Origin of the sequence: Winogradskyella flava, assembly GCF_014243395.1 — a bacterium.
GTDB classification, from domain to species: Bacteria; Bacteroidota; Bacteroidia; order Flavobacteriales; family Flavobacteriaceae; genus Winogradskyella; species Winogradskyella flava.
On the sequence record NZ_JACLCP010000001.1, the window covers coordinates 1,639,347 to 1,665,188 of the forward strand.

The following is a 25,842-nucleotide window of genomic DNA, read 5'->3' on the forward strand; positions in this document are numbered from 1 at the left end:
ATATTACTAGTATATGAAATCCCATTTCCAGTTTTCTAACCAACAACGGAATGGGATTTTTTTATTGTTAGCGATAATAATTGTCTTGCAATGTATTTACAATTTCGTAGATTTTTCTGATGGCGAGATTCCTATAGACAATCAAGAACTGGATAGTTTTAGAGAAGAACTAGACTCACTTCGTCTGGTTGAGTTTGAAAAGAACGAACTAAAAATCTATCCGTTCAATCCAAATTATATTACAGATTATAAAGGCTATACTTTAGGCATGTCTAATGAGGAAATCGACAGACTTCATACGTTCAGGGAATCCAATCAATGGGTTAATTCAGTCAAGCAGTTTCAAGATGTCACTAAAGTATCAGATTCTTTACTGGCATCAATATCTCCGTACTTTAAGTTTCCAGACTGGGTTACAAATCCTAAACCAAAATCAAATCGATACAATAATTCTTTTTCAAACAACTCGAGACCTAAAGCTTTTGTACAGAAAGTAGATTTGAATGTAGCATCTGCCAGTCAGCTTCAAAAAGTATATGGTGTAGGTGAGAAGCTTTCAGAACGTATTATTAGTTATCGTAATAAGTATAAAGGAGGATTTGTGGATGATGTAGAACTTTCAGAGGTATATGGTTTAACACCAGAAGTGATTGAACGTTTGAAAAATGAATTTACCGTAAAGACACCTAGAGCAATTGCAAGATTTAATTTGAACACAGCCACAAGAGATGAATTGGTCCAAGTTCAATACATAGACTACGAAGTTGCCAATAACATTATTGAAGAACGAACCTTAAGGGAGGGTTTTAAATCATTAGATGAATTAACAAAAGTTGAAGATTTTCCAGTAAAGAAGATCGAGATAATTAAGTTATATTTGCATTTGTAAAAAAAATTGCGATTTATGTCTAATTTATATTTCACTGAAGAACATAATTTATTTCGGGAAAGTCTTAGGGATTTTCTTCAAAAAGAAGTCGTTCCTCATATTGAGAAGTGGGAGGAAACAGGTCAAATTGAACGTTTTATCTGGAAGAAATTTGGGGATATGGGCTACTTTGGTCTGTCTACACCCGAAGCTTATGGAGGATTAGATCTAGATTTATTCTACACAGTAATATTACTAGAAGAAATGCAACGCATAAATTCAGGAGGATTTGCCGCAGCAATTTGGGCCCATGCCTACTTAGCGATGACACATCTTAATAAGGAGGGTAATCACGAGCAGAAAGAAAAATATTTAACGCCAAGCGCACTAGGAGAAGCTATTGGTTGCTTATGTATAACCGAACCTTTTGGAGGTAGCGATGTTGCTGGAATGAGGACTACAGCCGTAAAGAAGGGAGATAAATATGTGATTAATGGATCTAAAACGTTTATTACAAATGGTGTTTACAGTGATTATTTAGTGGTTGCAGCAAAAACAACACCAGAACTTGGAAATAGAGGTATCAGTATTTTTGTAATAGATAGGGATGCTACAGGTATTTCTGCGACCAAATTAGATAAATTAGGCTGGAGAGCTTCTGACACTGGTGAGATTGCCTTCGATAATGTTGAGATACCTGCATCAAATTTAATGGGTGAGGAGAACCAAGGATTCGCTTATATCATGCAACATTTTGCGTTAGAAAGATTAATAATGGGAATCAATGCGCATGCAAGGGCAGAGTTTGCATTAGAATATGCAAAACAATATATGTCGGAAAGAAGAGCATTTGGAAAAACTATTAATAAATTCCAAGCATTAAGACACACCTATGCAGATTGTGAAACCCAAATGGAAATCTGTAAGCAATTTAATTATTACGTTGCTAAACGCTTGGATATGGGAGATTATGTTGTGAAAGAAGCAACCATGTCTAAATTGCAATCTACAAAAATGGCAGATGATGTCATATACCAATGTCTTCAATTCCTTGGTGGTTATGGTTATATGGAAGAATACCCATTAGCCCGTATGGCAAGGGATAGCCGCCTTGGACCAATTGGAGGTGGTACTTCCGAGATTCTAAGAGAAATAATCGCTAAGATGGTTATTGATGATAAAGACTATAAGCCTGCTACTTAAAATCATAAATGTATAATGATGAAAATCCTACAATTATGTGGGATTTTTTTATGCAATCAAATTTTATCCAATCTAATAGGTTATATTTAATTGATTATTATATTTCGATGAGTCTAAAAGCATTTTCAGATTATTTATTGTTAGAGAAGAAGTATTCTAAGCATACTGTTCTGGCCTATATTAGGGATTTGGAAACGTTTAAGGATTTCTTGAATGAAAATCATGATGCTCAGTCTATTGGAGAAGTAGACTATTCGCAGATTAGACAGTGGATTGTAGAACTAGTAAATAGCGGGGTTTCAAACAGAACAATTAATAGAAAGGTATCTTCATTAAGTTCATACTATAAATTCCTCCAAAAAACGAAAAGTATAGAAGCTTATCCATTAAAGCATCATAAAGCTTTAAAGGCTGGCAAAGATGTTCAGCTCCCTTTTTCAGAAGAAGAATTAAGGCGAGTTCTTGAAAATTCAATAGAAGTCAATGATTTTGAAAGTTCAAGAGATAAATTAATCATCGAGCTCTTTTATGCTACAGGTATCAGACGAATAGAGCTCGTCAAAATTAAAATCACTGATATCGATTTTAGTAATAAACAGCTTAAAGTTTTAGGTAAGCGTAATAAAGAGCGTTATATCCCGCTTATAGATTCATTGATAAAGTCCTTAAACGCATACTTGGATTATAGAGACCAGCTATCAGTTACCGAAGATGAAAATGTTTTGTTTTTAACAAAAAAAGGTCTTAAAATTTACGAAATGCTTGTTTACAGAATAATAAATAAGTATTTTAGTGAAGCATCTTCAAAAGCAAAATGTAGTCCACATGTATTGAGACATTCATTTGCAACACACCTTTTAAATGAAGGCGCAGATTTAAATGCAGTAAAAGAACTTCTTGGACATACCAGCTTAGCAGCAACTCAAGTATACACTCATAATAGTATAGCAGAATTAAAAAAGGTCTATGCTAAGTCGCATCCGAGAAATATACGTTAAGTGCTAAACTTAGCATTATGAGAGGTATTGAAATAAATCAATATAATGTTTAACTTAAAAAACTACGCATGAAAGTAAACACCCAATCCGTTAATTTCACAGCAGATCGTAAACTGATAGATTTCATTCAAAAAAGAATGAATAAACTAGACTTGTTTTACGATAAAATAATTCAATCGGACGTCTATTTGAAAGTCGAGAACACAAGTGATAAAGCGAACAAAGTTTTTGAAGCTAAAGTGAGTGTTCCAGGAGACAGTTTTGTAGTTAAAAAACAATGTAAGACCTTCGAGGAAGGCGCTGATAATGCTATTGCCTCATTAGAAAGACAGATAAAGAAGAGAAAGGAAAAATTAAGAGCGCGTGCTTAATTAAAATTTTTTCAAAAATGTTTTGAATAAAAAAATAAAACACTACATTTGCAGTCCGTTAGAAATAGCGGACTTTTTTGTGGTCTAAATTCAACTGCAAAAATGTAAGAAAAAGCCGATATAGCTCAGCTGGCTAGAGCAGCTGATTTGTAATCAGCAGGTCGTGGGTTCGAGTCCCTCTATCGGCTCTGAAATATTGAAAATCTACCAATTTTTTAAATTGGTTTTGGGGAGATACTCAAGCGGCCAACGAGGACAGACTGTAACTCTGTTGTTTTTTAACTTCGCAGGTTCGAATCCTGCTCTCCCCACATAGATTTTTTAAAAGAGTTGTCAAAAGTTGTTTTTTGTACAACGGAGTTTGAAAAATCTTTGGATTGGGTTACCAGTCCAGGATTATCCAGCAGAGCGAGATAATCCAAAGTTTGAAATACTGAAAACCTTTAATTAAGGAAGCTTAATTATAAAAGCGGGAGTAGCTCAGTTGGTAGAGCGTCAGCCTTCCAAGCTGAATGTCGCCGGTTCGAACCCGGTCTCCCGCTCAAAATTCCTGCGAAGGCAGGAATCTCATTGTCGCAATGAGAATCAAAACACTTTACGCCGGTGTAGCTCAGGGGTAGAGCGTTTCCTTGGTAAGGAAGAGGTCACGAGTTCAAATCTCGTCATTGGCTCTTTTTTCTAAGATACAATTAGAATAAAAATTGAACACTAATATTAAATAAGATTAAAATAAATTAAACATGGCAAAGGCAACTTTCGATCGTTCAAAACCACATTTAAACATTGGTACTATTGGACACGTAGATCACGGTAAAACAACTTTAACTGCTGCTATTACTAAAGTATTAGCTGATGCAGGTTTATCTGAAGCAAAAGATTTCGATCAAATCGACAATGCACCAGAAGAAAAAGAAAGAGGTATCACAATTAATACTTCTCACGTAGAATATGCAACAGCTAATCGTCATTATGCTCACGTTGACTGTCCAGGTCACGCGGATTACGTAAAGAACATGGTTACTGGTGCTGCTCAAATGGATGGTGCTATCTTAGTTGTTGCTGCAACAGATGGTCCTATGCCACAAACTCGTGAGCACATCTTACTTGGTCGCCAGGTAGGAATTCCTCGTATCGTTGTATTCATGAACAAAGTGGATATGGTAGATGATGAAGAATTATTAGAATTAGTTGAAATGGAAATAAGAGATCTATTATCATTCTATGAGTACGATGGTGATAATGGTCCTGTAATTGCAGGTTCTGCTTTAGGCGCACTTAACGGTGAGCAAAAGTGGGTTGATACTGTTATGGAATTAATGAACAGTGTAGATGAGTGGATTGAAGAGCCTGTTCGTGATATGGATAAGCCTTTCTTAATGCCTATCGAAGATGTATTCTCAATTACTGGTCGTGGAACTGTTGCTACAGGTCGTATCGAAACTGGTGTTGCTAATACTGGTGATCCTGTAGAGATTATTGGTATGGGTGCGGAAAAATTAACATCTACTATTACAGGTATTGAAATGTTCCGTCAAATATTAGATAGAGGTGAAGCTGGTGATAACGCTGGTATCTTATTAAGAGGTATTGAGAAAACTCAAATCTCTAGAGGTATGGTAATTACTAAGCCAGGTTCTGTAACACCACATGCTAAATTCAAAGCTGAGGTTTATATCCTTAAGAAAGAAGAAGGTGGTCGTCATACGCCATTCCATAATAATTACCGTCCACAGTTCTACGTGCGTACAACTGATGTAACAGGGAACATCGCGCTTCCTGATGGAGTTGAAATGGTAATGCCTGGTGATAACTTAACAATTACTGTTGAGTTGATTCAGCCAATTGCAATGAACGTAGGTTTACGTTTCGCTATCCGTGAAGGTGGTCGTACAGTTGGAGCTGGTCAGGTAACTGAAATTTTAGACTAAACAGAATAGTTAAATAATATGTTAAGGTGTCCCGAAATATCGGGATGCCTTGATTATTATTTACGGGTTTAGCTCAGTTGGTAGAGCACTGGTCTCCAAAACCAGGTGTCGGGAGTTCGAGTCTCTCAACCCGTGCAGAGAATAATTTGGGTTAGATATAACTCTAATAAATAAAAATCAAATGGCAGGATTTGTAACATACGTAAAAGAATCATTCGATGAGTTAAAAAACCATGTGTCTTGGACACCTTGGCCAGAGGCTCAAAGATTAACTGTTCTTGTAGCGGTATTTTCAATTATTTTTTCTTTAGCTATTTGGGGCGTTGATACGGTTTTTAGTAGAGCGGTAAAGGCCTATTTTGAATTTATAAGTTAACTAACAATTTACACGATAAGGAGATGTCAGAAAAAAAATGGTATGTTGTTAGAGCTGTTAGCGGCCAAGAGAATAAGATAAAGACTTATATAGAGAATGAAATTTCTAGATTAGGTCTTGAGGATTATGTGGATCAGGTTTTGGTGCCTACAGAGAAAGTAATTCAGATCCGCAATGGAAAGAAAATAAATAAAGAGAAAGTTTATTTTCCGGGCTATATTATGATTCAGGCTAATTTAAGTGGTGAGATTCCTCATATTATAAAATCAATTACTAATGTAATAGGTTTTTTAGGTGAAACAAAAGGCGGTGATCCTGTGCCATTAAGACAATCTGAAGTTAACAGAATGTTAGGTAAGGTTGATGAGCTGGCAATCGAAGCAGATGCAAACATTGCTATTCCTTTTACTAAAGGGGAGACGGTAAAGGTTATCGATGGTCCATTTAATGGTTTTGATGGTACAATCGAGAAAATTAATGAAGAAAAGCGCAAGCTCGAGGTAATGGTTAAGATTTTCGGAAGAAAGACACCATTGGAATTAAGCTATATGCAAGTAGAAAAATTATAATACAAGTAGAAAAATTATAATAATTGTTACAATAAAGATAGCGTCTTTATCTAGGCTTCCAACGTAGATAAGCGCACTAAAATTTAAAAAATGGCAAAAGAACTAGACAAAGTAGTTAAGTTACAAGTTCGGGGAGGTGCTGCGAATCCATCGCCACCGGTAGGACCCGCTTTAGGTGCCGCTGGAGTTAATATCATGGAGTTCTGTAAGCAATTTAATGCTAGAACTCAAGATAAGCCAGGTAAAGTTTTACCTGTGGTAATCTCTGTTTACAAAGACAAATCATTTGAATTTGTAATTAAGACTCCACCAGCAGCAGTACAATTATTAGAAGCGGCCAAAGTAAAGAAAGGATCAGGAGAACCTAACCGACGTAAAGTAGCAAAAGTAACTTGGGATCAAGTTAAAGCGATTGCTGAAGACAAGATGCAAGATTTAAACGCATTCGAAATCGGATCGGCTATGAAAATGGTAGCAGGTACAGCAAGATCGATGGGTATCACTGTTAAAGGAGGTGAAGCTCCAAACTAAATTTTTAGAAATGGCAAGATTAACAAAGAAGCAAAAAGAAGCAAGAGCAAAGGTTGACAAGAACAAGCTTTACTCGGTAGAAGAAGCTTCAGCTTTACTTAAAGAAATCACATATACAAAGTTTGACGCTTCAGTAGATTTAGCAGTTAGATTAGGTGTAGATCCACGTAAGGCCAATCAAATGGTTCGTGGTGTAGTTTCTTTACCGCACGGTACAGGTAAAGATATGAAGGTTCTTGCATTGGTAACTCCAGATAAAGAAGCAGAAGCTAAAGAAGCTGGTGCTGATTATGTTGGGTTAGATGAATACTTACAAAAGATCAAAGATGGTTGGACAGATGTAGACGTTATCGTTACTATGCCAAGCGTTATGGGTAAGTTGGGACCATTAGGTAGAGTATTAGGACCGAGAGGTCTTATGCCAAACCCTAAGACAGGAACAGTAACTATGGATATAGGTAAAGCTGTAAGTGAAGTAAAAGCTGGTAAGATAGATTTTAAAGTAGATAAAACAGGAATCGTTCATGCTCCAATTGGGAAAGCATCATTTAGTGCTGAGAAATTGGTAGGTAATGCAAACGAGTTATTAACTACTTTGATGAAGTTAAAACCAACATCTGCAAAAGGTACTTATGTAAAGAGTATTTACATGTCAAGTACTATGAGTCCAAGTATTGCAATTGATACAAAAATAGGATAGTAGTTAAACTTAGAATATTATGACAAGAGAAGAAAAATCCCAAGTAATTGAAGAGTTGACTGCTCAGTTAGCAGATAATACAAATATCTATTTAACAGATATTTCTGGATTGGATGCAGCAACAACTTCAAATTTAAGAAGAGCGTGTTTCAAGTCTAACATTAAGTTGGCGGTTGTTAAGAATACACTTTTAGAGAAGGCTATGGAAGCATCCGATAAAGATTTCGGTGAGTTGCCAACGACTTTAAAAGGAAATACATCAGTAATGTATTCTGAAACTGGTAACGCTCCAGCAAAAGTTATTAAAGAGTTTCGTAAAAAATCTGAAAAGCCTTTGTTAAAAGGAGCTTTCATAGAAGAGGCTATTTATGTTGGAGACGAATTGTTAGACACGTTAGTAGATATTAAGTCTAAAGAAGAACTTCTTGGAGAGATTATTACATTGTTACAATCTCCTGCCAAGAATGTTATTTCTGCACTTAAATCTAGTGGAGGAACAATCGCTGGTATTGTAAAAACATTATCCGAAAGAGAAGGGTAATCAACTAATACACACATTAAAAAATAAAATAAAAACACACAGATTAAAACAATAGAAAAATGGCAGATTTAAAAGATTTCGCAGAACAATTAGTTAACTTAACAGTAAAAGAAGTTAACGAATTAGCAACTATATTAAAAGACGAGTACGGTATTGAGCCTGCTGCTGCAGCTGTAGCTGTTGCCGCTGGTGGTGGTGCTGCTGGTGGAGACGCTGCAGAAGAGCAAACTGAATTCGACGTAATCCTTAAGGCCGCTGGTGGTTCTAAATTAGCAGTAGTAAAATTAGTTAAGGAATTAACTGGTTTAGGATTAAAAGATGCTAAAGGTTTAGTAGACGAAGCACCAAGTACAATTAAAGAAGGTGTTTCTAAAGATGAAGCTGAAGGCTTAAAATCTTCTTTAGAAGAAGCTGGAGCTGAGGTTGAGCTTAAGTAAGCTCAGCTTAACCTACAACATATGGTTTAGGTCTGGAGAGTCCCTCTAAGACCTAAACCCTTTTGTGTATATAAACGTTATATACATATTTTAGTTTTTATTTATTAAAATCTCGTTCATCAATGTTAGCAAAAAAGGCTGAAAGAATTAATTTCTCTTCTATTGTAAATAGAACAGATTACCCAGACTTTTTGGATATTCAAATAAAATCTTTTCAGGATTTTTTCCAATTAGAAACAAAGTCAGAAGAAAGAGGAGCAGAAGGATTGTATAATACCTTCATGGAAAACTTTCCAATTACAGACACTCGTAATCAATTCGTATTAGAATTCTTAGATTACTTCATTGATCCCCCAAGATATTCGATTGAAGAATGTATTGAGAGAGGATTAACATATAGTGTTCCTTTAAAAGCAAGATTGAAATTGTATTGTACAGATCCAGAGCATGAGGATTTTGAGACAATCGTTCAAGATGTGTACTTAGGTACTATACCTTACATGACACCTAGTGGTACATTCTGTATCAATGGTGCAGAACGTGTAGTTGTATCGCAGTTACACAGATCACCTGGTGTGTTTTTTAGCCAGTCGTTCCACGCAAACGGAACTAAATTATATTCTGCAAGAGTTATTCCTTTTAAGGGATCTTGGATAGAATTTGCTACAGATATCAATAGCGTTATGTACGCATATATTGATAGGAAGAAAAAATTACCGGTAACAACGCTTTTCCGTGCTATCGGATTTGAACGAGATAAAGATATTTTAGAGATTTTTGATCTCGCAGAAGAAGTAAAGGTTTCTAAATCTGGATTAAAAAAAGTCATCGGTCGTAAACTTGCTGCTCGTGTGTTGAACACATGGCATGAAGATTTCGTTGATGAAGATACTGGTGAAGTCGTATCTATTGAGCGTAATGAGATCGTTTTAGATCGTGATACAATCATAGACAAAGATAATATTGAGGAAATCCTTGAAGCAGAAGTAAAAACTATTCTTTTACACAAAGAAAGTGCACAACAGGGAGATTACGCAATTATCCATAATACATTACAGAAAGACCCAACAAACTCTGAAAAAGAAGCTGTTGAACATATCTATCGTCAATTGCGTAATGCTGAGCCGCCAGATGAGGAGACAGCACGTGGTATTATTGACAAGTTATTCTTCTCTGACCAACGTTACTCCTTAGGTGAAGTAGGTCGTTATAGAATGAATAAAAAATTAGGGTTGGATATCGGAATGGACAAGCAAGTACTTACCAAAGAAGATATCATTACCATCATAAAATACTTAATTGAGCTTATTAACTCAAAAGCAGAGATTGATGATATTGATCACTTATCTAACCGTCGTGTACGCACAGTAGGTGAGCAGTTATCTTCTCAGTTCGGTGTTGGTTTAGCGCGTATGGCAAGAACAATTCGTGAGAGAATGAATGTTCGTGACAACGAAGTATTTACACCCATTGATTTGATTAATGCTAAGACCTTGTCTTCGGTAATTAATTCATTCTTTGGTACAAATCAGTTATCTCAATTTATGGATCAAACCAATCCATTAGCGGAGATTACTCATAAGCGTCGTTTATCAGCCTTAGGACCTGGTGGTCTATCGAGAGAAAGAGCAGGCTTTGAGGTGCGTGATGTTCACTATACACATTATGGACGTTTATGTCCTATTGAAACACCAGAAGGTCCAAACATTGGATTGATTTCTTCTTTATCTGTGTTCGCAAAGGTAAATTCTATGGGATTCATTGAAACACCATATAGAAAAGTTGAAAATGGAGTTGTTGATATCAAAAATGCTCCAACATATTTAAGTGCTGAAGAAGAAGAGGAAAAATTAATTGCCCAAGCGACTGTTGAAGTTGATGACAAAGGAAAAATCCAACATGATAAGGTTATTGCTCGTCAAGAAGGAGATTTCCCAGTAATCGAGCCAACAAATGTAAATTATACAGATGTTGCACCAAACCAGATTGCATCGATTTCGGCATCATTGATTCCTTTCTTGGAGCATGATGATGCTAACCGTGCTTTGATGGGATCTAATATGATGCGTCAAGCCGTTCCTCTATTAAGACCAGAGGCGCCAATCGTTGGTACCGGTTTAGAGCGTCAGGTAGCATCAGACTCTAGGGTATTAATTAATGCAGAAGGTGCTGGTGTTGTTGAATATGTAGATGCTGATAAAATTATTATAAAGTACGAACGTAGCGAAGAAGAAGCCATGGTAAGTTTCGATAGTGACACTAAAGAATATCCTTTAGTGAAATTTAGAAAAACTAACCAAGGGACTTCTATTAACTTAAAGCCTATCGTTGAGAAAGGTGACAAAGTTGCAAAGGGTCAAGTACTTTGTGAAGGTTATGCAACACAAAACGGTGAACTTGCTCTTGGTAGAAATATGAAAGTAGCCTTTATGCCTTGGAAAGGGTATAACTTTGAGGATGCGATCGTAATTTCAGAAAAAGTTGTTCGTGATGATATCTTTACATCTATTCATATTGACGAGTATTCTTTAGAAGTAAGAGATACTAAGTTAGGTAACGAAGAGTTAACTAATGATATCCCTAATGTTTCTGAAGAAGCTACCAAAGACTTAGATGAAAATGGAATGATTCGCATAGGTGCTGAGATTAAACCAGGTGACATCTTAATTGGTAAGATTACTCCAAAAGGTGAATCAGACCCAACTCCAGAGGAGAAATTACTTCGTGCTATCTTTGGTGATAAAGCAGGTGATGTAAAAGATGCTTCACTTAAAGCATCTCCATCGCTTAATGGTGTTGTTATTGATAAGAAATTATTCGCGAGAGCAGTAAAAGATAAGCGTAAGAGAGCTCAGGATAAAGAAGATATCGAGAAGCTAGAAGATGCTTATGATAAGCGTTTTGATGATTTACAAGCGGTGTTAGTTGAAAAATTATTCGCTATTGTAAATGGAAAAACAGCCCAAGGTATTTATAATGATTTAGGAGAGGAAATCATACCAAAAGGTAAGAAGTACACTTTAAAAATGCTAAATGCTGTAGATGATTATACACATTTAACTTCTGGTAAGTGGACAACTGATGATCATACTAATGAATTGGTTGCAGACTTAATTCATAACTACAAGATCAAAGAAAATGATCTTCAAGGGTCATTGAGACGTGAGAAGTTTACAATCTCTGTAGGTGATGAGCTACCTGCTGGAATCATTAAATTGGCTAAAGTTTATATCGCTAAAAAGCGTAAACTTAAAGTTGGTGATAAGATGGCAGGTCGTCATGGTAACAAAGGTATTGTGGCGCGTATAGTTCGTCAGGAAGATATGCCATTCTTAGAAGATGGAACTCCTGTAGATATCGTATTGAATCCACTAGGTGTACCTTCACGTATGAATATTGGTCAGATATATGAAACTGTTCTCGGTTGGGCAGGTCAAAACTTAGGTAAGACCTATGCAACACCAATTTTTGATGGTGCAACTTTAGATCAGATTAATGGATATACTGATGAAGCAGGCGTACCAAGATTTGGTCACACTTATTTATACGATGGTGGAACAGGAGATCGTTTTGATCAACCAGCAACTGTTGGTGTTATCTACATGATTAAGCTTGGTCATATGATTGATGATAAGATGCACGCACGTTCTATTGGACCTTACTCATTAATTACACAACAGCCATTAGGTGGTAAAGCACAATTTGGTGGTCAACGTTTTGGTGAAATGGAAGTTTGGGCACTCGAAGCATATGGTGCATCAAGTACTTTACGTGAGATCTTAACTGTAAAATCAGATGATGTTATTGGTAGAGCCAAAACTTACGAAGCTATAGTTAAGGGTGAGCCAATGCCAGAACCAGGACTACCAGAATCATTCAACGTACTTATGCACGAATTGAAAGGTTTAGGATTAGATATTAGATTAGAAGAATAAATTTAGGTGAGCAAGTAGCAGTTTTATTTATTAAAACTGCTACTTCAAACTACATACTAAAAATAACATGGCAAGAAGACAAGATAAAAATACAGTGCAGAAATTTAATAAAATTTCTATCGGTTTAGCATCACCTGAATCTGTTTTGGCAGCATCACGTGGTGAAGTATTAAAGCCAGAAACTATTAATTATCGAACTCACAAACCTGAACGTGATGGTTTGTTCTGTGAGCGTATTTTTGGTCCTGTAAAGGATTTTGAATGTGCTTGTGGTAAATATAAAAGAATACGTTACAAAGGTATTGTTTGTGACCGTTGTGGTGTAGAAGTAACAGAAAAGAAAGTGCGTAGAGATAGAGTAGGACACATTAATTTGGTAGTTCCTGTTGCTCATATCTGGTATTTCCGTTCGTTACCGAATAAGATAGGTTACCTTTTAGGATTACCATCTAAGAAATTAGACATGATCATCTATTATGAGCGTTATGTTGTTATACAGCCTGGTATAGCAATGAATGCAGAAGGTGAACCTGTTCAAAAAATGGATTTCTTAACGGAAGAAGAATATTTGAATATTCTCGAAACACTTCCCCAAGAAAATCAATATTTAGAAGACTCGGATCCAAATAAGTTTATTGCTAAAATGGGTGCTGAATGTCTTATTGACATTTTAGCACGAATAGACTTAGATCAATTATCTTATGATTTAAGACACAAAGCAAATAACGAAACCTCTAAACAGCGTAAAACTGAAGCGTTAAAGCGTTTACAAGTTGTTGAAGCGTTTAGAGAATCTAATTTAAATAGAGAGAACAAGCCAGAGTGGATGATCATGAAAGCTGTTCCAGTAATTCCACCAGAATTAAGACCTTTAGTGCCTTTAGATGGTGGTCGTTTTGCAACGTCAGATTTAAATGATTTATACCGTCGTGTAATTATCCGTAATAACCGTTTGAAAAGATTGGTTGAGATAAAGGCACCAGAAGTGATTTTACGTAACGAGAAGCGTATGCTTCAAGAGTCAGTAGATTCATTATTCGATAATACACGTAAGTCTTCTGCAGTAAAAACTGATTCTAATAGACCATTAAAATCATTATCAGATTCGCTTAAAGGTAAGCAAGGACGTTTCCGTCAAAACTTACTAGGTAAGCGTGTGGATTACTCTGCGCGTTCTGTGATCGTTGTTGGTCCAGAATTAAAATTATTTGAATGTGGATTGCCAAAAAATATGGCAGCAGAGCTATACAAACCTTTTATTATTAGAAAATTAATAGAAAGAGGTATCGTAAAGACTGTAAAATCTGCAAAGAAAATTATAGATAGAAAAGAGCCTGTGGTTTGGGATATCTTGGAAAATGTCCTTAAAGGACATCCAGTGTTGCTAAACCGTGCGCCTACATTACACAGACTTGGTATTCAAGCATTCCAACCTAAGCTTATCGAAGGTAAAGCAATTCAGTTACACCCATTGGTTTGTACTGCATTTAATGCCGATTTCGATGGTGACCAGATGGCTGTACATTTACCATTAGGCCCTGAGGCTATTTTGGAAGCTCAGTTATTAATGCTAGCGTCCCATAATATTTTGAACCCGGCGAATGGTTCTCCAGTGACCGTACCATCACAGGATATGGTTCTTGGTTTATATTATATGACCAAGCATCGTAAAACGGATAAGGATTATACGGTTAAAGGCGAAGGATTAACGTTTTACTCTCCAGAAGAAGTAACTATTGCTTATAATGAGAAAAAAGTTGATCTTAATGCAGGTATAAAGGTTAGAACAAAAGACTTTAATGAAGACGGTGAGTTAACGACTCAAATCATAGAAACAACAGTAGGACGTGTGCTTTTCAATGAGAAAGTACCAGAAGCTGCAGGTTATATTAATGAGGTTTTAACTAAGAAGTCTTTAAGAGATATTATTCATGGTATTCTTAAAGTAACTTCAGTTCCTGAAACGGCTGAGTTCTTAGATGAGATTAAGACATTAGGTTATAAGTTTGCATTCCAAGGTGGATTATCATTTAGTTTAGGTGATATCATAATACCACAAGAGAAGCATAGTATGATTGATGCTGCTAATAAGCAAGTCGATGGTATTATGGGCAATTATAATATGGGTCTTATTACGAATAACGAACGTTATAATCAAGTAATTGATATCTGGACATCGACTAATGCTGAATTGACAGAATTGTCAATGAAGCGTATCCGTGAAGATCAACAAGGATTTAACTCTGTATTTATGATGCTAGATTCTGGTGCTCGTGGATCTAAGGAACAGATTCGTCAATTAACTGGTATGCGTGGTTTGATGGCTAAGCCTAAAAAATCTAACGCTGGTGGTGGTGAAATTATTGAAAATCCAATTCTTTCTAACTTTAAAGAGGGACTTTCAATTTTAGAATACTTTATTTCTACTCACGGTGCACGTAAAGGTCTAGCAGATACGGCTCTTAAAACTGCCGATGCTGGTTACTTAACACGTCGTCTGGTAGATGTTTCTCAAGATGTGATTGTTTATGAAGAAGATTGTGGAACATTAAGAGGAATCGAAGTTTCACCTCTTAAAAAGAACGAGGAAATTATTGAGTCTCTTGAAGCTAGAATTGTTGGTCGTACATCATTAAACGATGTATTCGATCCGCATACTGAGGAGCTAATTGTTGAGGCGGGTGGTCATATTAATGATGCTGTTGCCAAGCGAATAGGAGATTCTGCTATAGAATCTATCGAAGTGCGTTCGCCTTTAACGTGTGAGGCTAAGAAAGGTATCTGTGTGAAGTGTTACGGACGTAACCTTGCTACTGGTAAAATGGTACAACGAGGTGAAGCTGTTGGTGTAGTTGCTGCACAGTCTATTGGTGAGCCAGGTACACAGTTAACACTACGTACATTCCACGTTGGTGGTATTGCTGGTAACATTTCGGAAGAGAATAAATTAACTGTGAAGTTCGATGGTGTTGCCGAGATAGAAGATTTAAAAACTGTTAAGTCTAAAGATAATGAAGGTAAGGAAGTAGATGTAGTAATCTCAAGAACTTCGGAGCTTAAATTGGTAGATGCAAAAACAGGTATTGTTTTAAGTACTAACAATATTCCTTATGGTTCTCATATTTTTGTGAAGCCAGGAGATAAAGTGAAGAAAGGCGATGTGATTTGTCAATGGGATCCTTATAATGGTGTGATTATTTCAGAATTCGCTGGAAAAGTGAAATATGAAAACATCGAACAAGGTATCACCTATCAAGTAGAAATTGATGAACAAACTGGTTTCCAAGAGAAAGTAATTTCTGAATCAAGAAATAAGAAATTGATTCCTACATTACTGATTGAGGATAAGAAAGGCGAAACGATTCGTTCTTATAACTTACCAGTCGGAGCTCATATTATGATTGATGATGGTGAGAAAATTGATATCGGTAAAATTTTGGTTAAGATTCCACGTAAATCTGCTAAAGCAGGGGATATTACTGGTGGTCTTCCTCGTGTGACGGAATTATTCGAAGCACGTAATCCATCTAATCCAGCTGTAGTAAGTGAAATTGATGGTGTTGTATCATTTGGTAAAATTAAGCGTGGTAATCGTGAAATCATTATCGAATCTAAATTAGGTGAGATAAAGAAATACTTAGTGAAGTTATCAAATCAGATTCTTGTACAAGAAAATGATTATGTAAAAGCTGGTATGCCATTATCTGATGGTTCAATTACACCAAACGATATCTTAAATATCAAAGGCCCATCTGCAGTGCAGCAATACTTGGTAAATGAGGTACAAGAGGTATACCGTTTGCAAGGTGTGAAAATTAATGATAAGCACTTTGAGGTTGTTGTAAGACAAATGATGCGTAAAGTTAGAATCATAGATTCTGGCGATACTATTTTCTTAGAAAACCAATTGGTTCACAAATCAGATTTCATTGAAGAAAATGATAAAATGTTTGGAATGAAAGTGGTTGAGGATGCAGGTGATTCTGAGAACTTAAAATTAGGCCAGCTCGTTTCCGTCAGAACATTGAGAGATGAGAATTCAATTTTAAGAAGAGAGGATAAGAACCTTGTGACTGCAAGAGATGTAAGACCTGCTACAGCTACTCCAATATTACAAGGTATTACTAGAGCGTCATTACAGACTAAATCATTTATTTCAGCAGCATCGTTCCAAGAAACAACGAAAGTTCTTAACGAAGCAGCGGTAAATGGTAAAGTTGATACTTTAGAAGGACTTAAAGAGAATGTAATTGTAGGTCATAGAATACCAGCTGGTACTGGTGTTAGAGATTATGATAGCATTATTGTAGGTTCTAAAGAAGAGTTTGACGAGATGATGAAGGCTAAAGAAGAAATGAACTTCAACTAGAATTTGATGATCCTACGGAAGTAGGTGTCAAAATAGATTAAAAGCCTTCATTCTAATTTAGTTTGAAGGCTTTTTCAATAAAAGTTATAAATAAAACACAATTAAGATGGCAGACGAAAAGAATAATCCTAAAAAAGGTCAAATAAATATAGAGTTAGATGAGAAAGTTGCTGAAGGGACATACTCTAACTTAGCAATCATAAATCATTCTGTTTCAGAATTCGTAGTAGATTTTGTTAGTATTATGCCAGGAACTCCAAAGAGTAAAGTGAAATCACGCATTATATTAACACCTCAACATGCAAAGCGTTTATTAAAGGCCTTAGGTGATAACGTGTCTCGTTTTGAGAAAGCTCATGGAGAGATTAAAGATTATGAACAACCTCCGATTCCATTGAACTTCGGACCCACAGGGCAAGCATAAAAAAAGCCCTTTGCGTTAATATCGCAAAGGGCTTTTTTTTGCCTGAATTTAAGTTAGGCAACATCTTTTTGATTCAAATGGTATTTTAATGCGCCTGAAGGACATCTTTTAATTTGATCAATGATTTCATTGGTTTCAGCACCATCTAAATTGATCCATGGGATAACAGCGTTTCTAAATACATCTGATAATTGTCTTGCACAAAGACCTGCATTTGCACAACATCTCGGTTCGTAGGTTACAGTAATATGTTTATTACTATAAACGTTAGCGTTTGTTTCCATAATAAGTAGATTAGTTTGGGGTTAATCTTAACTTTGAAATTATTTATCGTGCTCCAAGAATAGTTAAATTATCGACAAAAAACAAATATCTTCGACAAAGTGTTGTGTTAAATATTAAGTTTTCGATGAAATACACTAGAATTATTCAAATTCTGAAGTCATATGAAAGATTATACTTGGATATTTCTGTTGAGTCATTTGTAATGAAAACATGGAATCTGCTAAAAACACCAATTGATTTTGCTTATCTCTTGCGAGAAAACGCTGCTTAACTCTCAGAAACTCTTTAAATTCCTCACTTTTTTCATTTTCAGTCTGTACCCAGCATGCTTTATGTACATTGAGATTTTCGTAGGTGCATTTTGCACCATATTCATGCTCTAGTCGATATTGAATCACTTCGTACTGAAGTGCACCTACAGTACCAATAACTTTTCTGCCATTATAATCTAAGGTAAACAGTTGAGCAACGCCTTCATCCATTAACTGGTCTATGCCTTTATAAAGTTGTTTGGCTTTCATTGGGTCGGCATTATTGATGTATCTAAAATGCTCAGGTGAAAAACTTGGGACACCCTTGTAATTTATGATTTCTCCTTCGGTAAGTGTATCTCCTATTTTAAAGTTACCAGAATCTTGTAATCCTACAATATCACCAGGGTAGGAGATATCCACAATTTCCTTTTTTTCAGCAAAAAAAGCATTCGGACTAGAAAACTTAAGTTTTTTGTCATGTCTCACATGAAGATATGGTGTATTTCGCTTAAATTCCCCAGAAACGATTTTGACAAATGCCAATCTATTTCTATGATTGGGATCCATATTGGCATGTATCTTAAAAACAAATCCAGTGAATTTTTTTTCATCAGGTTTTACTAAGCGTTCCTCGCTTTGTTTTGGCCTAGGTTTAGGTGCTATTTCAATAAAACAGTCCAAAAGTTCTCTAACACCAAAATTATTCAATGCCGAACCAAAGAACACGGGCTGCAGCTCCCCATTAAGATATTCTCCTTTATTGAATTCCGGATAAATGCCGCTTACCAATTCTATTTCATCTCTTAAGGTTTCAGCTGCTTTTTCACCCACCAGAGTATCTAATTCTTCAGAATTTAAATCAGAAATTTCTATAGTGTCATTGATATGCTGTTTACTATCGCTCTTAAATAGGTTTATATTCTTTTCCCATATATTATAAATGCCTTTAAAGTCATAACCCATGCCTATTGGGAAGCTTAGAGGCGTTACCCTTAGACCTAATTTTTGTTCAACTTCATCCAATAAATCGAAGGCATCTTTACCTTCACGATCTAGTTTATTAATAAAAACAATCATAGGTATGTTACGCATGCGACAAACTTCCACGAGCTTTTCTGTTTGTTCCTCAACACCTTTAGCCACATCAATAACTACAATAACGCTATCGACGGCTGTTAAGGTTCTGAAAGTATCTTCTGCGAAATCCTTGTGACCTGGAGTATCTAGAATATTAATTTTAATACCATTGTATTCAAAAGCTAAAACCGATGTCGCCACGGATATACCACGTTGACGCTCAATTTCCATAAAGTCACTTGTGGCACCTTTTTTTATCTTATTACTTTTTACAGCACCAGCTTCTTGTATAGCACCACCAAATAATAGTAGTTTTTCGGTAAGTGTAGTTTTTCCCGCATCTGGATGCGAGATGATGCCAAAAGTTCGTCGTCTGTCAATTTCTTTGATAAAGCTCATATAGTAATATAAATGCGGCTGCAAATATAGTATGTTTAAAGTATTTTGTCGTAGATAAAAACGTTATGTCCATAATTTCTTATGTATCAAAAAAGATAAAGTCTTTTTTTGTAATTTAGCATTAAGAAAATTTTAAGACAATTTTCTTACACTTTGCAAGAAGTTGATTGATAGCTAGTCTCTTCGCAATAGTAAAATTAGTTTAAGTTTCGGGATGTGACTATTAAGAGTTATATCGTGTCTAAATTATTAACTAATTATCGTAATAATTAATTAAGATAAAAAATGTTGCTTTTCAGTTGGCAATAGCTTGTCTCTTAAAGTTTCAGTATTTTATTTTAAGAATATAATGAGGATGTTCTATTCCAATAGAATAATCGTACAATAAAATTTGTTTTTTACACTTTATCGGATATATTTGCCACTTTGCCGATAAATTGTAAATTAATTTTACATAAAATTGAATTATACATCAACTATAATAATATGAAAATCTCTACCCGATTCTCGAAATGTAAATTATCGTTTTTCTTTTTATTTTTTTCATTTACTTGTTTTTTATCTGCTCAAAATGCCGTAGATAGTTGGACAATAACTACACAGTCAGCAACTGATTCAGATAGTTATATTGCAGGTGGGCAAAATCATCAGTATGGACAAGGAGATGAAGTAACCATATCATCTGTGACATGGAATGGAAGTGTTTTTACAATTCCATTTGCAAGTCAGTTTTACTTGTTTAGAAGAGATGATATCGCTTCTAACGCACAAGGTGTTGCAGTTCTCGGTGATAAAGCCAGTATTTTTTACGAACGCACAGGCGCCTCTAATTTTATATTTGGCCCGGGTCTTCCAGGTACTCCTGGAGCAATAGATCTAGAAACTATATTAAAGGAGCCTATTATAAATAGAGGAGCATTAGATGTTTTTAGGAATCAAGGTACAAATGGCGCTGGTGAGGGACCGTCAAATATCGAAAGGATTGATGTGGTTTTTCCATCATTACGAGTAGATAATACAGGTGATTTAGATCTTAATGGATTTTTAGCGTCTGAAAAAAATGGAAATAACACTTTCAAAGCTGCAGCAATTCTATCCATTGATGGAGCAGGAAATCCAACATCTTTTGGAAACCTTGTGACTATTAATAATGCAGCTTATGGTGAGCCAACAGTAGATTCGTTTAATCCGGCGAGAGCGTATTCTTTTATGGAAGATACCAATAGTGACAACCAACCAGTAAGAGTTGGTGGTAATTCCGAAAGAATGGGGTTAAGTATAATTACATTTAATGACTTAGGGATAGGCGCTGGTCAAACATTCTATGGTATTGCTTTTTTTGGAGATGACGTATTCGATTCGGATGATCTTTTGGATCCTACCTCATTTCCAGATGACACAACCACTGGAGCAGATATTCATGGTGCTTTAGGAAGCTTAGTTACAGCTACAGGTTTTGACCCGGCAGATGATGATGGGGACGGAGTATCAAATTCAAACGATATTTGTGCAAACGGTGATGATAACATTAATAACGATGGAGATGCATATCCAGATGCTTGTGATGCAGATGATGATAATGATGGAATATTAGATATTAATGAGTTGAATTGTTCTCCTGGATTTGTTACATTAGGACAAACTTTTAATGATAATTCTAGTGATCCTGTTATCGTAAATAATATTTATGCTTATGGAGGAGTTAATGTAGATGCCACTTTTGATTTGCGAGGGAGTGCTACTTGGAATGGTGGTGTCGAAGATGATACTGCTGTTGGTGTGGCTGGTTCCTATATCAATACACAGCCGAATAACACAGATTTTCCAAACGGGGATGTTGCTGTGTATACTTATACATTTTCTCAACCTGTTTATAATGTAAACTTTAAATTTGGCGGTCTGGATTTTGAGGATAGAGCTGATTTTGTTGCATCAAATGGAGTACAAAATGTGCCTGTTTCAATATCAGATATTAATTTAGGAGCAGATCTTACGATAACGGGACAAAGTGCTGTGAGTTCTGCTTCAGGTGCAAACGCTCCTGCAAATAGTATTGCAGTAGAAATTGTCGGTCCGGTTACACAAATAGAAATAACTGTTGGTAAGAATCTTAGTGATTCTAATAATGTAACCATGCAGTTTTATGAGCTTAGTTATTGTGTACCTTTAGATACAGATAGTGATGGTGTTTATGATATTTTTGACTTAGATTCTGATAATGATGGTATCTACGATGTAGACGAAGCTGGTAATGGAGCTCTAGATACTAATAATGATGGTGTTGTAGATGCTAACGATACTGGTTTCGCAGATACTGATATGAATGGTGCAGATGATACTGCTGAAGTAGTTACACCAGTAGACAGTGATCCTGCTAATAATGATGGCCCAGATTTTCAAGATACAGATAGTGATGGTGATGGCTGTACTGATGCGAATGAGGCTTATGGAAATGAGTCTGCCGATGGTGGTGATGGTGGTCAGTTTGGCGTAGATCCTGCCGCAAGCAATCCAACTAATGGTTTAGTTACTGAAGCAGGTGTAAATTATGCTTTAGGCACCAATACAAATGTCACAGATGCATTAATCGATTTAGCGTGTACGAGTAATGATGATGATGGTGATGGAAACCCAAATGGTACAGATCCAAATCCAAATACACCCACGGCGAGTGATGATTCAGGATTTGCTCTACTTGATACTCCGAATTCAATTGACATATTATTTAATGACGACTACTTAGATAATTTAGATGGAAATAATTTAGGTACAACAACAATTACGGATACAGGGGCAGGAACTGCGGGTGGCACAATAACTTTTGATGCGGATGCTGGGACTTTAATTTATACGCCTTTAGATAGTGAAGCAGGCACAACAGTTACAGTGGTGTATGAAGTTTGTAATGATTCTAATGGACCATTGGTTTGCTCAACAGCAACAGTAACTATAGTTATAGAAGATGATTTGGATAATGATGGTATTGGGGATTCGGCAGATGATGATAATGATAATGATGGTATTACTGATGCTAACGAGTGTGCTGCTGCGATTATTCCACCGTTCAATATTTCAAGCGGAGCGAGTACTTCATTTAATATGGAGTCATCCATTGGGATGATATTGGATATTTCATCTATAGATAACAACTTTAATATTGAGATCAACGGTACATTACTAGCGCCACAAGACATTGAATTTTCAAGGAACGCATCTACTTTTGTAGTAGGTGATTCTTTTCCAATATTTGCTTCAGATAATAATGGCTATGGACAAGGAGGCATCGGAGGCGTCTGGACTCTAAATTTCAATAATGCAAACCCTTCATTTCTGCAGATGAGATTAATCATCAGTGAGACAGGAGCAGTAACATTGTTAGCTAAGAGAGATAATGATCCTTCAACTGAGTTAGAGGAAATGATTGTAGATCCTACAACTCCTCAATTCAATACAATAACATGGAATACTTCGGGAAATAATACTATAGTAGTTAGTCAACTGAATACTAGCCCACCAACATTTTTATATGCTTCTGCTAGTGGTTGTCCTGATTCAGATGGAGATGGAGTTTCAGATAATCTAGATTTAGATGCAGATAATGACGGTATTTATGATGTAGATGAAGCAGGCAATGGTGCTTTAGATACTAATAATGATGGTGTAGTAGATAGTAATGATACTGGCTTCTCCGATCTAGATAATAATGGTGCAGATGATGATGCAGAACTGGTTACTCCAGTAGATAGTGATCCTGCTAACAATGATGGTCCAGACTTTCAAGATACGGATAGTGATGGCGATGGCTGCCCTGATGCTAATGAGGCCTATTCATATGCTACTGCAGCAGGATCTGATAATGGACAATTTGGTGAGCCAGATCCAGCTTCGGTTAATGCTACAAATGGTTTAGTAACAGAGACAGGTGTTAACTATTTGTACGGTACAAATGCTGCAGTCACAGATCCTAATATTTCAATATGTGGTCCTGATCCTTGTGATGCATTAACTTCGGGTAATTTAGATACGGATAATGATGGTATCACCGATTACTGTGATTCAGATGATGACAACGATGGTATTTTAGATATCCGCGATTTGGACTGTGCCTCTGGGCCACTTGCGTTGGGTCAAACATTTGCAGACAATACAGGGTCTAATTTTAACACAGAATTTATTACTAATATATATGAGTACGGAGGCGCAAGTGCCACCTTTGAATATGAGCCTTTTGGAGGCTCTGCTTGGGCTGGGGCAGGTATAACAAATCAAAACAATCCCGCAATTTTACCAGATGGAGAATACATCAACACCATAGCAGATGGGACGACGTTTCCAGGAAACGATTTTGTTAGATACGCTTTTACATTCTCGGAACCTGTTTATAATGTTAATTTTAAAATAGGAGGACTAGATGATTTTGAAAGAGTTGATTTAACAGCTGCAAATGGTACTGAAAATGTACCTGTTAATATGTCCGATATTAATGTTGGAGCTGGCTTGATACTTGGAGGTCAGACTGCTATTACTGGAGCTTCCGCTACTGCTAATGCGCCTTCAAATAGTATAAATATAGAAGTTTTTGGTCCAGTTACACAAATTGTCATAATAGCTGGTAAAGAAAATGGAGACGAGCTCGCAACTGTAAATTTACAGTTCTATGAAATGCAATATTGTGTAGCTTTAGATACAGACAATGATGGTGTCAATGATATTGTGGATTTAGACTCGGATAACGATGGTATATATGATGTTGATGAGGCTGGCGGACAAGATGTAGATAATGATGGTATGGCAGATGGTGCTGTAGATCCATCAACAGGTATACCAGCTTCCGCAGGAACTGGTTTGGATCCAATAGACACTCTAAATGATATGACCTTCGATTATCAAAATACAGATAGTGATGGTGACGGTTGTCCAGATGCTAACGAAGCCTATGGTAATGTTAATGCTGCAGGCGCAGATGGTGGACAGTTTGGTTTTCCAGATCCTCCTAATGTCGATGCTTCAGGTCTAGTAGATTTATTTAGACTAGTAAATTATGATTTAGGTACAAATACTGCAGTAACAGATCCTTTAATAACTACCGCATGTGAACCTTGTGACGCCATGGCTTCAGGTAACACGGATTCGGATGGTGACAATGTTTCAGATATTTGTGACGTTGATGATGATAATGATGGTATTCTTGATGTTGATGAGCAAGATTGTTCCTCTGGACCACTTGCTTTAGGTCAAACATTTGCAGATAATACAGGGTCGAATTTTAACGGTGAATCTATTCCTAATGTATATAACTATGGAGGTGCAAGCGTCACCTTTGGGTATGAACCTTTTGGAGGTTCTGCTTGGGCTGGGACAGGTATAACAAGTGAAAATAATCCGGCTATTATGCCTGATGGAGAATACATCAATACTATTGCAGATGGTACGACATTTCCAGAAGGTGAAGTTGTTAGATATTCGTTTACGTTCTCTCAACCTGTTTATAATGTTAATTTTAAGATAGGTGGATTAGATGATTTTGAGAGAGTGGAGTTAACAGCTGCAAATGGTACTGAAAATGTACCGGTTAATATTTCAGATATCAATGTTGGCGTAGGTTTAACCTTAGGAGGTCAGACTGCAATTACGGGAGCTTCTGCAACGGCTAACGCACCATCAAATAGCATAAATATTGAAGTTCTTGGGCCAGTTACGGAAGTTGTTATATTTGCTGGTAAGCAAGACGGGAACGAGCTTGGAACTGTAAATCTACAGTTCTATGAAATGCAATATTGTGTTGCAATAGATACCGATTTCGATGGTATAATTGATTCATTAGATGTGGATTCTGATAATGATGGCTGTCCTGATGCTGTTGAAGCTTCAGGAGATTTTGTTCAAAATGATCTTACAACAGATAATAATTTAGCGGATGCAGATGAAGGAGTTGTCGATGGAAATGGTTTACCGATTGAAGATACTAATGGTGTAGATATTTCAAGTAATGTTCCACAGTTAACATCTGGAGCCGTTACGGTGAGTGAGACAATTACCCTTACATCAATATCAACAAATCCTGGCACAGTAGTCTGTGCAGGTGAGGATGTGGCATTTACTGCCAATGCTTCTGGTATTAGGGTGACTGATTTTGGTACAACAGGAGGAACAGGTGATGATACTACCGAAAATTTATTGGCGAGCGAATTATTATATCAATGGTATATAAGTACAGATAATGGAGCTACGTTTACAGCTATTGGTGGCGAAACTAACGCAACTTTAAATGTGAATAATATTGCGGCAGCAACACCAGCTGTGCAGTATAGAGTTGAAGTAACAAGCGCAAATAATAGTTGTCCGGAAGAATTGACTGAAACTATCACTGTTAACGATCTACCAACTGTCGAGGCAGGCACATATGCAGCATTATGCGAGGATGCCACTGCGATAACCTTAACGGGAACACCAACAGATGCAAATGGAACATGGAGTGGAACAGGAGTTACGGATAATGGTGATGGAACGGCAAGTTTCGATCCAAGTGGTTTGAGTGGGGCACAAACCGTGACCTATAGTTATACGGACGGTAATA

General features: G+C 36.4%; 17 protein-coding genes and 5 tRNA genes. 20 read left to right on the forward strand and 2 right to left on the reverse strand.

Annotation, left to right across the window (positions count from 1 at the left end; all coding sequences use genetic code 11):
* The first annotated feature begins 13 nt into the window (after positions 1–13).
* The 19 genes from H7F21_RS07070 (at position 14) to H7F21_RS07160 (ending at position 17,250) form a co-directional block, all read left to right on the forward strand.
* Entirely contained in the window at positions 14–889 is an 876-nt protein-coding gene (locus H7F21_RS07070) for a ComEA family DNA-binding protein (protein WP_185788493.1), read from the forward strand.
* 15 nt (positions 890–904) lie between these two features.
* The gene (locus H7F21_RS07075; RefSeq protein WP_185788494.1) at positions 905–2,071 is read left to right on the forward strand and encodes an acyl-CoA dehydrogenase family protein; all 1,167 of its coding nucleotides are present in this window, start codon (positions 905–907) and stop codon (positions 2,069–2,071) included.
* A 107-nt stretch (positions 2,072–2,178) separates the two neighbouring features.
* Positions 2,179–3,069 (forward strand): tyrosine-type recombinase/integrase, encoded by an 891-nt coding sequence (locus tag H7F21_RS07080; protein ID WP_185788495.1) that lies wholly within the window; start codon positions 2,179–2,181, stop codon positions 3,067–3,069.
* A gap of 68 nt (positions 3,070–3,137) precedes the next feature.
* Positions 3,138–3,440, forward strand: coding sequence for a ribosome hibernation-promoting factor, HPF/YfiA family (hpf, locus tag H7F21_RS07085; RefSeq protein WP_185788496.1), 303 nt, complete (start codon positions 3,138–3,140; stop codon positions 3,438–3,440).
* Positions 3,441–3,554: 114 nt separating this feature from the next.
* Positions 3,555–3,628, forward strand: a tRNA-Thr gene (locus H7F21_RS07090).
* Between the two features lie 40 nt (positions 3,629–3,668).
* Positions 3,669–3,751: transfer RNA gene (locus H7F21_RS07095), tRNA-Tyr, on the forward strand.
* A 158-nt stretch (positions 3,752–3,909) separates the two neighbouring features.
* A tRNA-Gly gene (locus H7F21_RS07100) sits at positions 3,910–3,982 on the forward strand.
* A gap of 57 nt (positions 3,983–4,039) precedes the next feature.
* Positions 4,040–4,111: transfer RNA gene (locus H7F21_RS07105), tRNA-Thr, on the forward strand.
* A gap of 69 nt (positions 4,112–4,180) precedes the next feature.
* Entirely contained in the window at positions 4,181–5,368 is a 1,188-nt protein-coding gene (gene tuf, locus H7F21_RS07110) for an elongation factor Tu (RefSeq protein ID WP_185788497.1), read from the forward strand.
* Between the two features lie 62 nt (positions 5,369–5,430).
* Positions 5,431–5,503 (forward strand) — tRNA-Trp (locus H7F21_RS07115).
* 46 nt (positions 5,504–5,549) lie between these two features.
* Positions 5,550–5,744, forward strand: coding sequence for a preprotein translocase subunit SecE (gene secE, locus H7F21_RS07120; protein ID WP_185788498.1), 195 nt, complete (start codon positions 5,550–5,552; stop codon positions 5,742–5,744).
* 23 nt (positions 5,745–5,767) lie between these two features.
* Positions 5,768–6,313, forward strand: coding sequence for a transcription termination/antitermination protein NusG (nusG, locus tag H7F21_RS07125; protein WP_185788499.1), 546 nt, complete (start codon positions 5,768–5,770; stop codon positions 6,311–6,313).
* Between the two features lie 90 nt (positions 6,314–6,403).
* Entirely contained in the window at positions 6,404–6,844 is a 441-nt protein-coding gene (rplK, locus tag H7F21_RS07130) for a 50S ribosomal protein L11 (RefSeq protein WP_076617134.1), read from the forward strand.
* Between the two features lie 10 nt (positions 6,845–6,854).
* On the forward strand, positions 6,855–7,544 hold the full coding sequence (gene rplA / locus H7F21_RS07135) for a 50S ribosomal protein L1 (protein ID WP_185788500.1): 690 nt from the start codon (positions 6,855–6,857) through the stop codon (positions 7,542–7,544).
* Between the two features lie 19 nt (positions 7,545–7,563).
* Positions 7,564–8,085 carry a 50S ribosomal protein L10 gene (gene rplJ, locus H7F21_RS07140; protein ID WP_185788501.1) on the forward strand — a complete coding sequence of 174 codons (522 nt, stop codon included), beginning with the start codon at positions 7,564–7,566 and terminating at the stop codon, positions 8,083–8,085.
* Between the two features lie 59 nt (positions 8,086–8,144).
* Positions 8,145–8,522 carry a 50S ribosomal protein L7/L12 gene (gene rplL / locus H7F21_RS07145; protein ID WP_185788502.1) on the forward strand — a complete coding sequence of 126 codons (378 nt, stop codon included), beginning with the start codon at positions 8,145–8,147 and terminating at the stop codon, positions 8,520–8,522.
* 122 nt (positions 8,523–8,644) lie between these two features.
* Positions 8,645–12,457: a DNA-directed RNA polymerase subunit beta gene (gene rpoB / locus H7F21_RS07150; RefSeq protein WP_185788503.1), complete on the forward strand. Its 3,813-nt coding sequence runs from the start codon at positions 8,645–8,647 to the stop codon at positions 12,455–12,457.
* A gap of 67 nt (positions 12,458–12,524) precedes the next feature.
* On the forward strand, positions 12,525–16,826 hold the full coding sequence (rpoC, locus tag H7F21_RS07155) for a DNA-directed RNA polymerase subunit beta' (protein ID WP_185788504.1): 4,302 nt from the start codon (positions 12,525–12,527) through the stop codon (positions 16,824–16,826).
* 106 nt (positions 16,827–16,932) lie between these two features.
* A complete protein-coding gene (locus H7F21_RS07160) occupies positions 16,933–17,250 on the forward strand; it encodes a DUF3467 domain-containing protein (RefSeq protein ID WP_185788505.1) in 318 nt (105 codons plus the stop codon).
* 53 nt (positions 17,251–17,303) lie between these two features.
* On the opposite strand, the gene H7F21_RS07165 is transcribed toward H7F21_RS07160, so the two are convergent.
* A complete protein-coding gene (locus H7F21_RS07165) occupies positions 17,304–17,534 on the reverse strand; it encodes a (4Fe-4S)-binding protein (protein ID WP_185788506.1) in 231 nt (76 codons plus the stop codon).
* Between the two features lie 141 nt (positions 17,535–17,675).
* Entirely contained in the window at positions 17,676–19,265 is a 1,590-nt protein-coding gene (locus tag H7F21_RS07170; RefSeq protein WP_185788507.1) for a peptide chain release factor 3, read from the reverse strand.
* Between the two features lie 486 nt (positions 19,266–19,751).
* Between H7F21_RS07170 and H7F21_RS07175 the strand changes: the two genes are divergently transcribed.
* Positions 19,752–25,842: beta strand repeat-containing protein (locus H7F21_RS07175; RefSeq protein ID WP_185788508.1), on the forward strand; the 6,091-nt coding region annotated here is incomplete at its 3' end.

What these genes read in the sequence shown, in the direction of transcription:
- H7F21_RS07070 (WP_185788493.1), top strand. Translation starts at nt 14, where the DNA reads ATGAAATCCCATTTCCAGTTTTCTAACCAACAACGGAATGGGATTTTT.
- H7F21_RS07075 (WP_185788494.1), top strand. Translation starts at nt 905, where the DNA reads ATGTCTAATTTATATTTCACTGAAGAACATAATTTATTTCGGGAAAGT.
- H7F21_RS07080 (WP_185788495.1), top strand. Translation starts at nt 2,179, where the DNA reads ATGAGTCTAAAAGCATTTTCAGATTATTTATTGTTAGAGAAGAAGTAT.
- hpf (WP_185788496.1), top strand. Translation starts at nt 3,138, where the DNA reads ATGAAAGTAAACACCCAATCCGTTAATTTCACAGCAGATCGTAAACTG.
- tuf (WP_185788497.1), top strand. Translation starts at nt 4,181, where the DNA reads ATGGCAAAGGCAACTTTCGATCGTTCAAAACCACATTTAAACATTGGT.
- secE (WP_185788498.1), top strand. Translation starts at nt 5,550, where the DNA reads ATGGCAGGATTTGTAACATACGTAAAAGAATCATTCGATGAGTTAAAA.
- nusG (WP_185788499.1), top strand. Translation starts at nt 5,768, where the DNA reads ATGTCAGAAAAAAAATGGTATGTTGTTAGAGCTGTTAGCGGCCAAGAG.
- rplK (WP_076617134.1), top strand. Translation starts at nt 6,404, where the DNA reads ATGGCAAAAGAACTAGACAAAGTAGTTAAGTTACAAGTTCGGGGAGGT.
- rplA (WP_185788500.1), top strand. Translation starts at nt 6,855, where the DNA reads ATGGCAAGATTAACAAAGAAGCAAAAAGAAGCAAGAGCAAAGGTTGAC.
- rplJ (WP_185788501.1), top strand. Translation starts at nt 7,564, where the DNA reads ATGACAAGAGAAGAAAAATCCCAAGTAATTGAAGAGTTGACTGCTCAG.
- rplL (WP_185788502.1), top strand. Translation starts at nt 8,145, where the DNA reads ATGGCAGATTTAAAAGATTTCGCAGAACAATTAGTTAACTTAACAGTA.
- rpoB (WP_185788503.1), top strand. Translation starts at nt 8,645, where the DNA reads ATGTTAGCAAAAAAGGCTGAAAGAATTAATTTCTCTTCTATTGTAAAT.
- rpoC (WP_185788504.1), top strand. Translation starts at nt 12,525, where the DNA reads ATGGCAAGAAGACAAGATAAAAATACAGTGCAGAAATTTAATAAAATT.
- H7F21_RS07160 (WP_185788505.1), top strand. Translation starts at nt 16,933, where the DNA reads ATGGCAGACGAAAAGAATAATCCTAAAAAAGGTCAAATAAATATAGAG.
- H7F21_RS07165 (WP_185788506.1), bottom strand. Translation starts at nt 17,534, where the DNA reads ATGGAAACAAACGCTAACGTTTATAGTAATAAACATATTACTGTAACC.
- H7F21_RS07170 (WP_185788507.1), bottom strand. Translation starts at nt 19,265, where the DNA reads ATGAGCTTTATCAAAGAAATTGACAGACGACGAACTTTTGGCATCATC.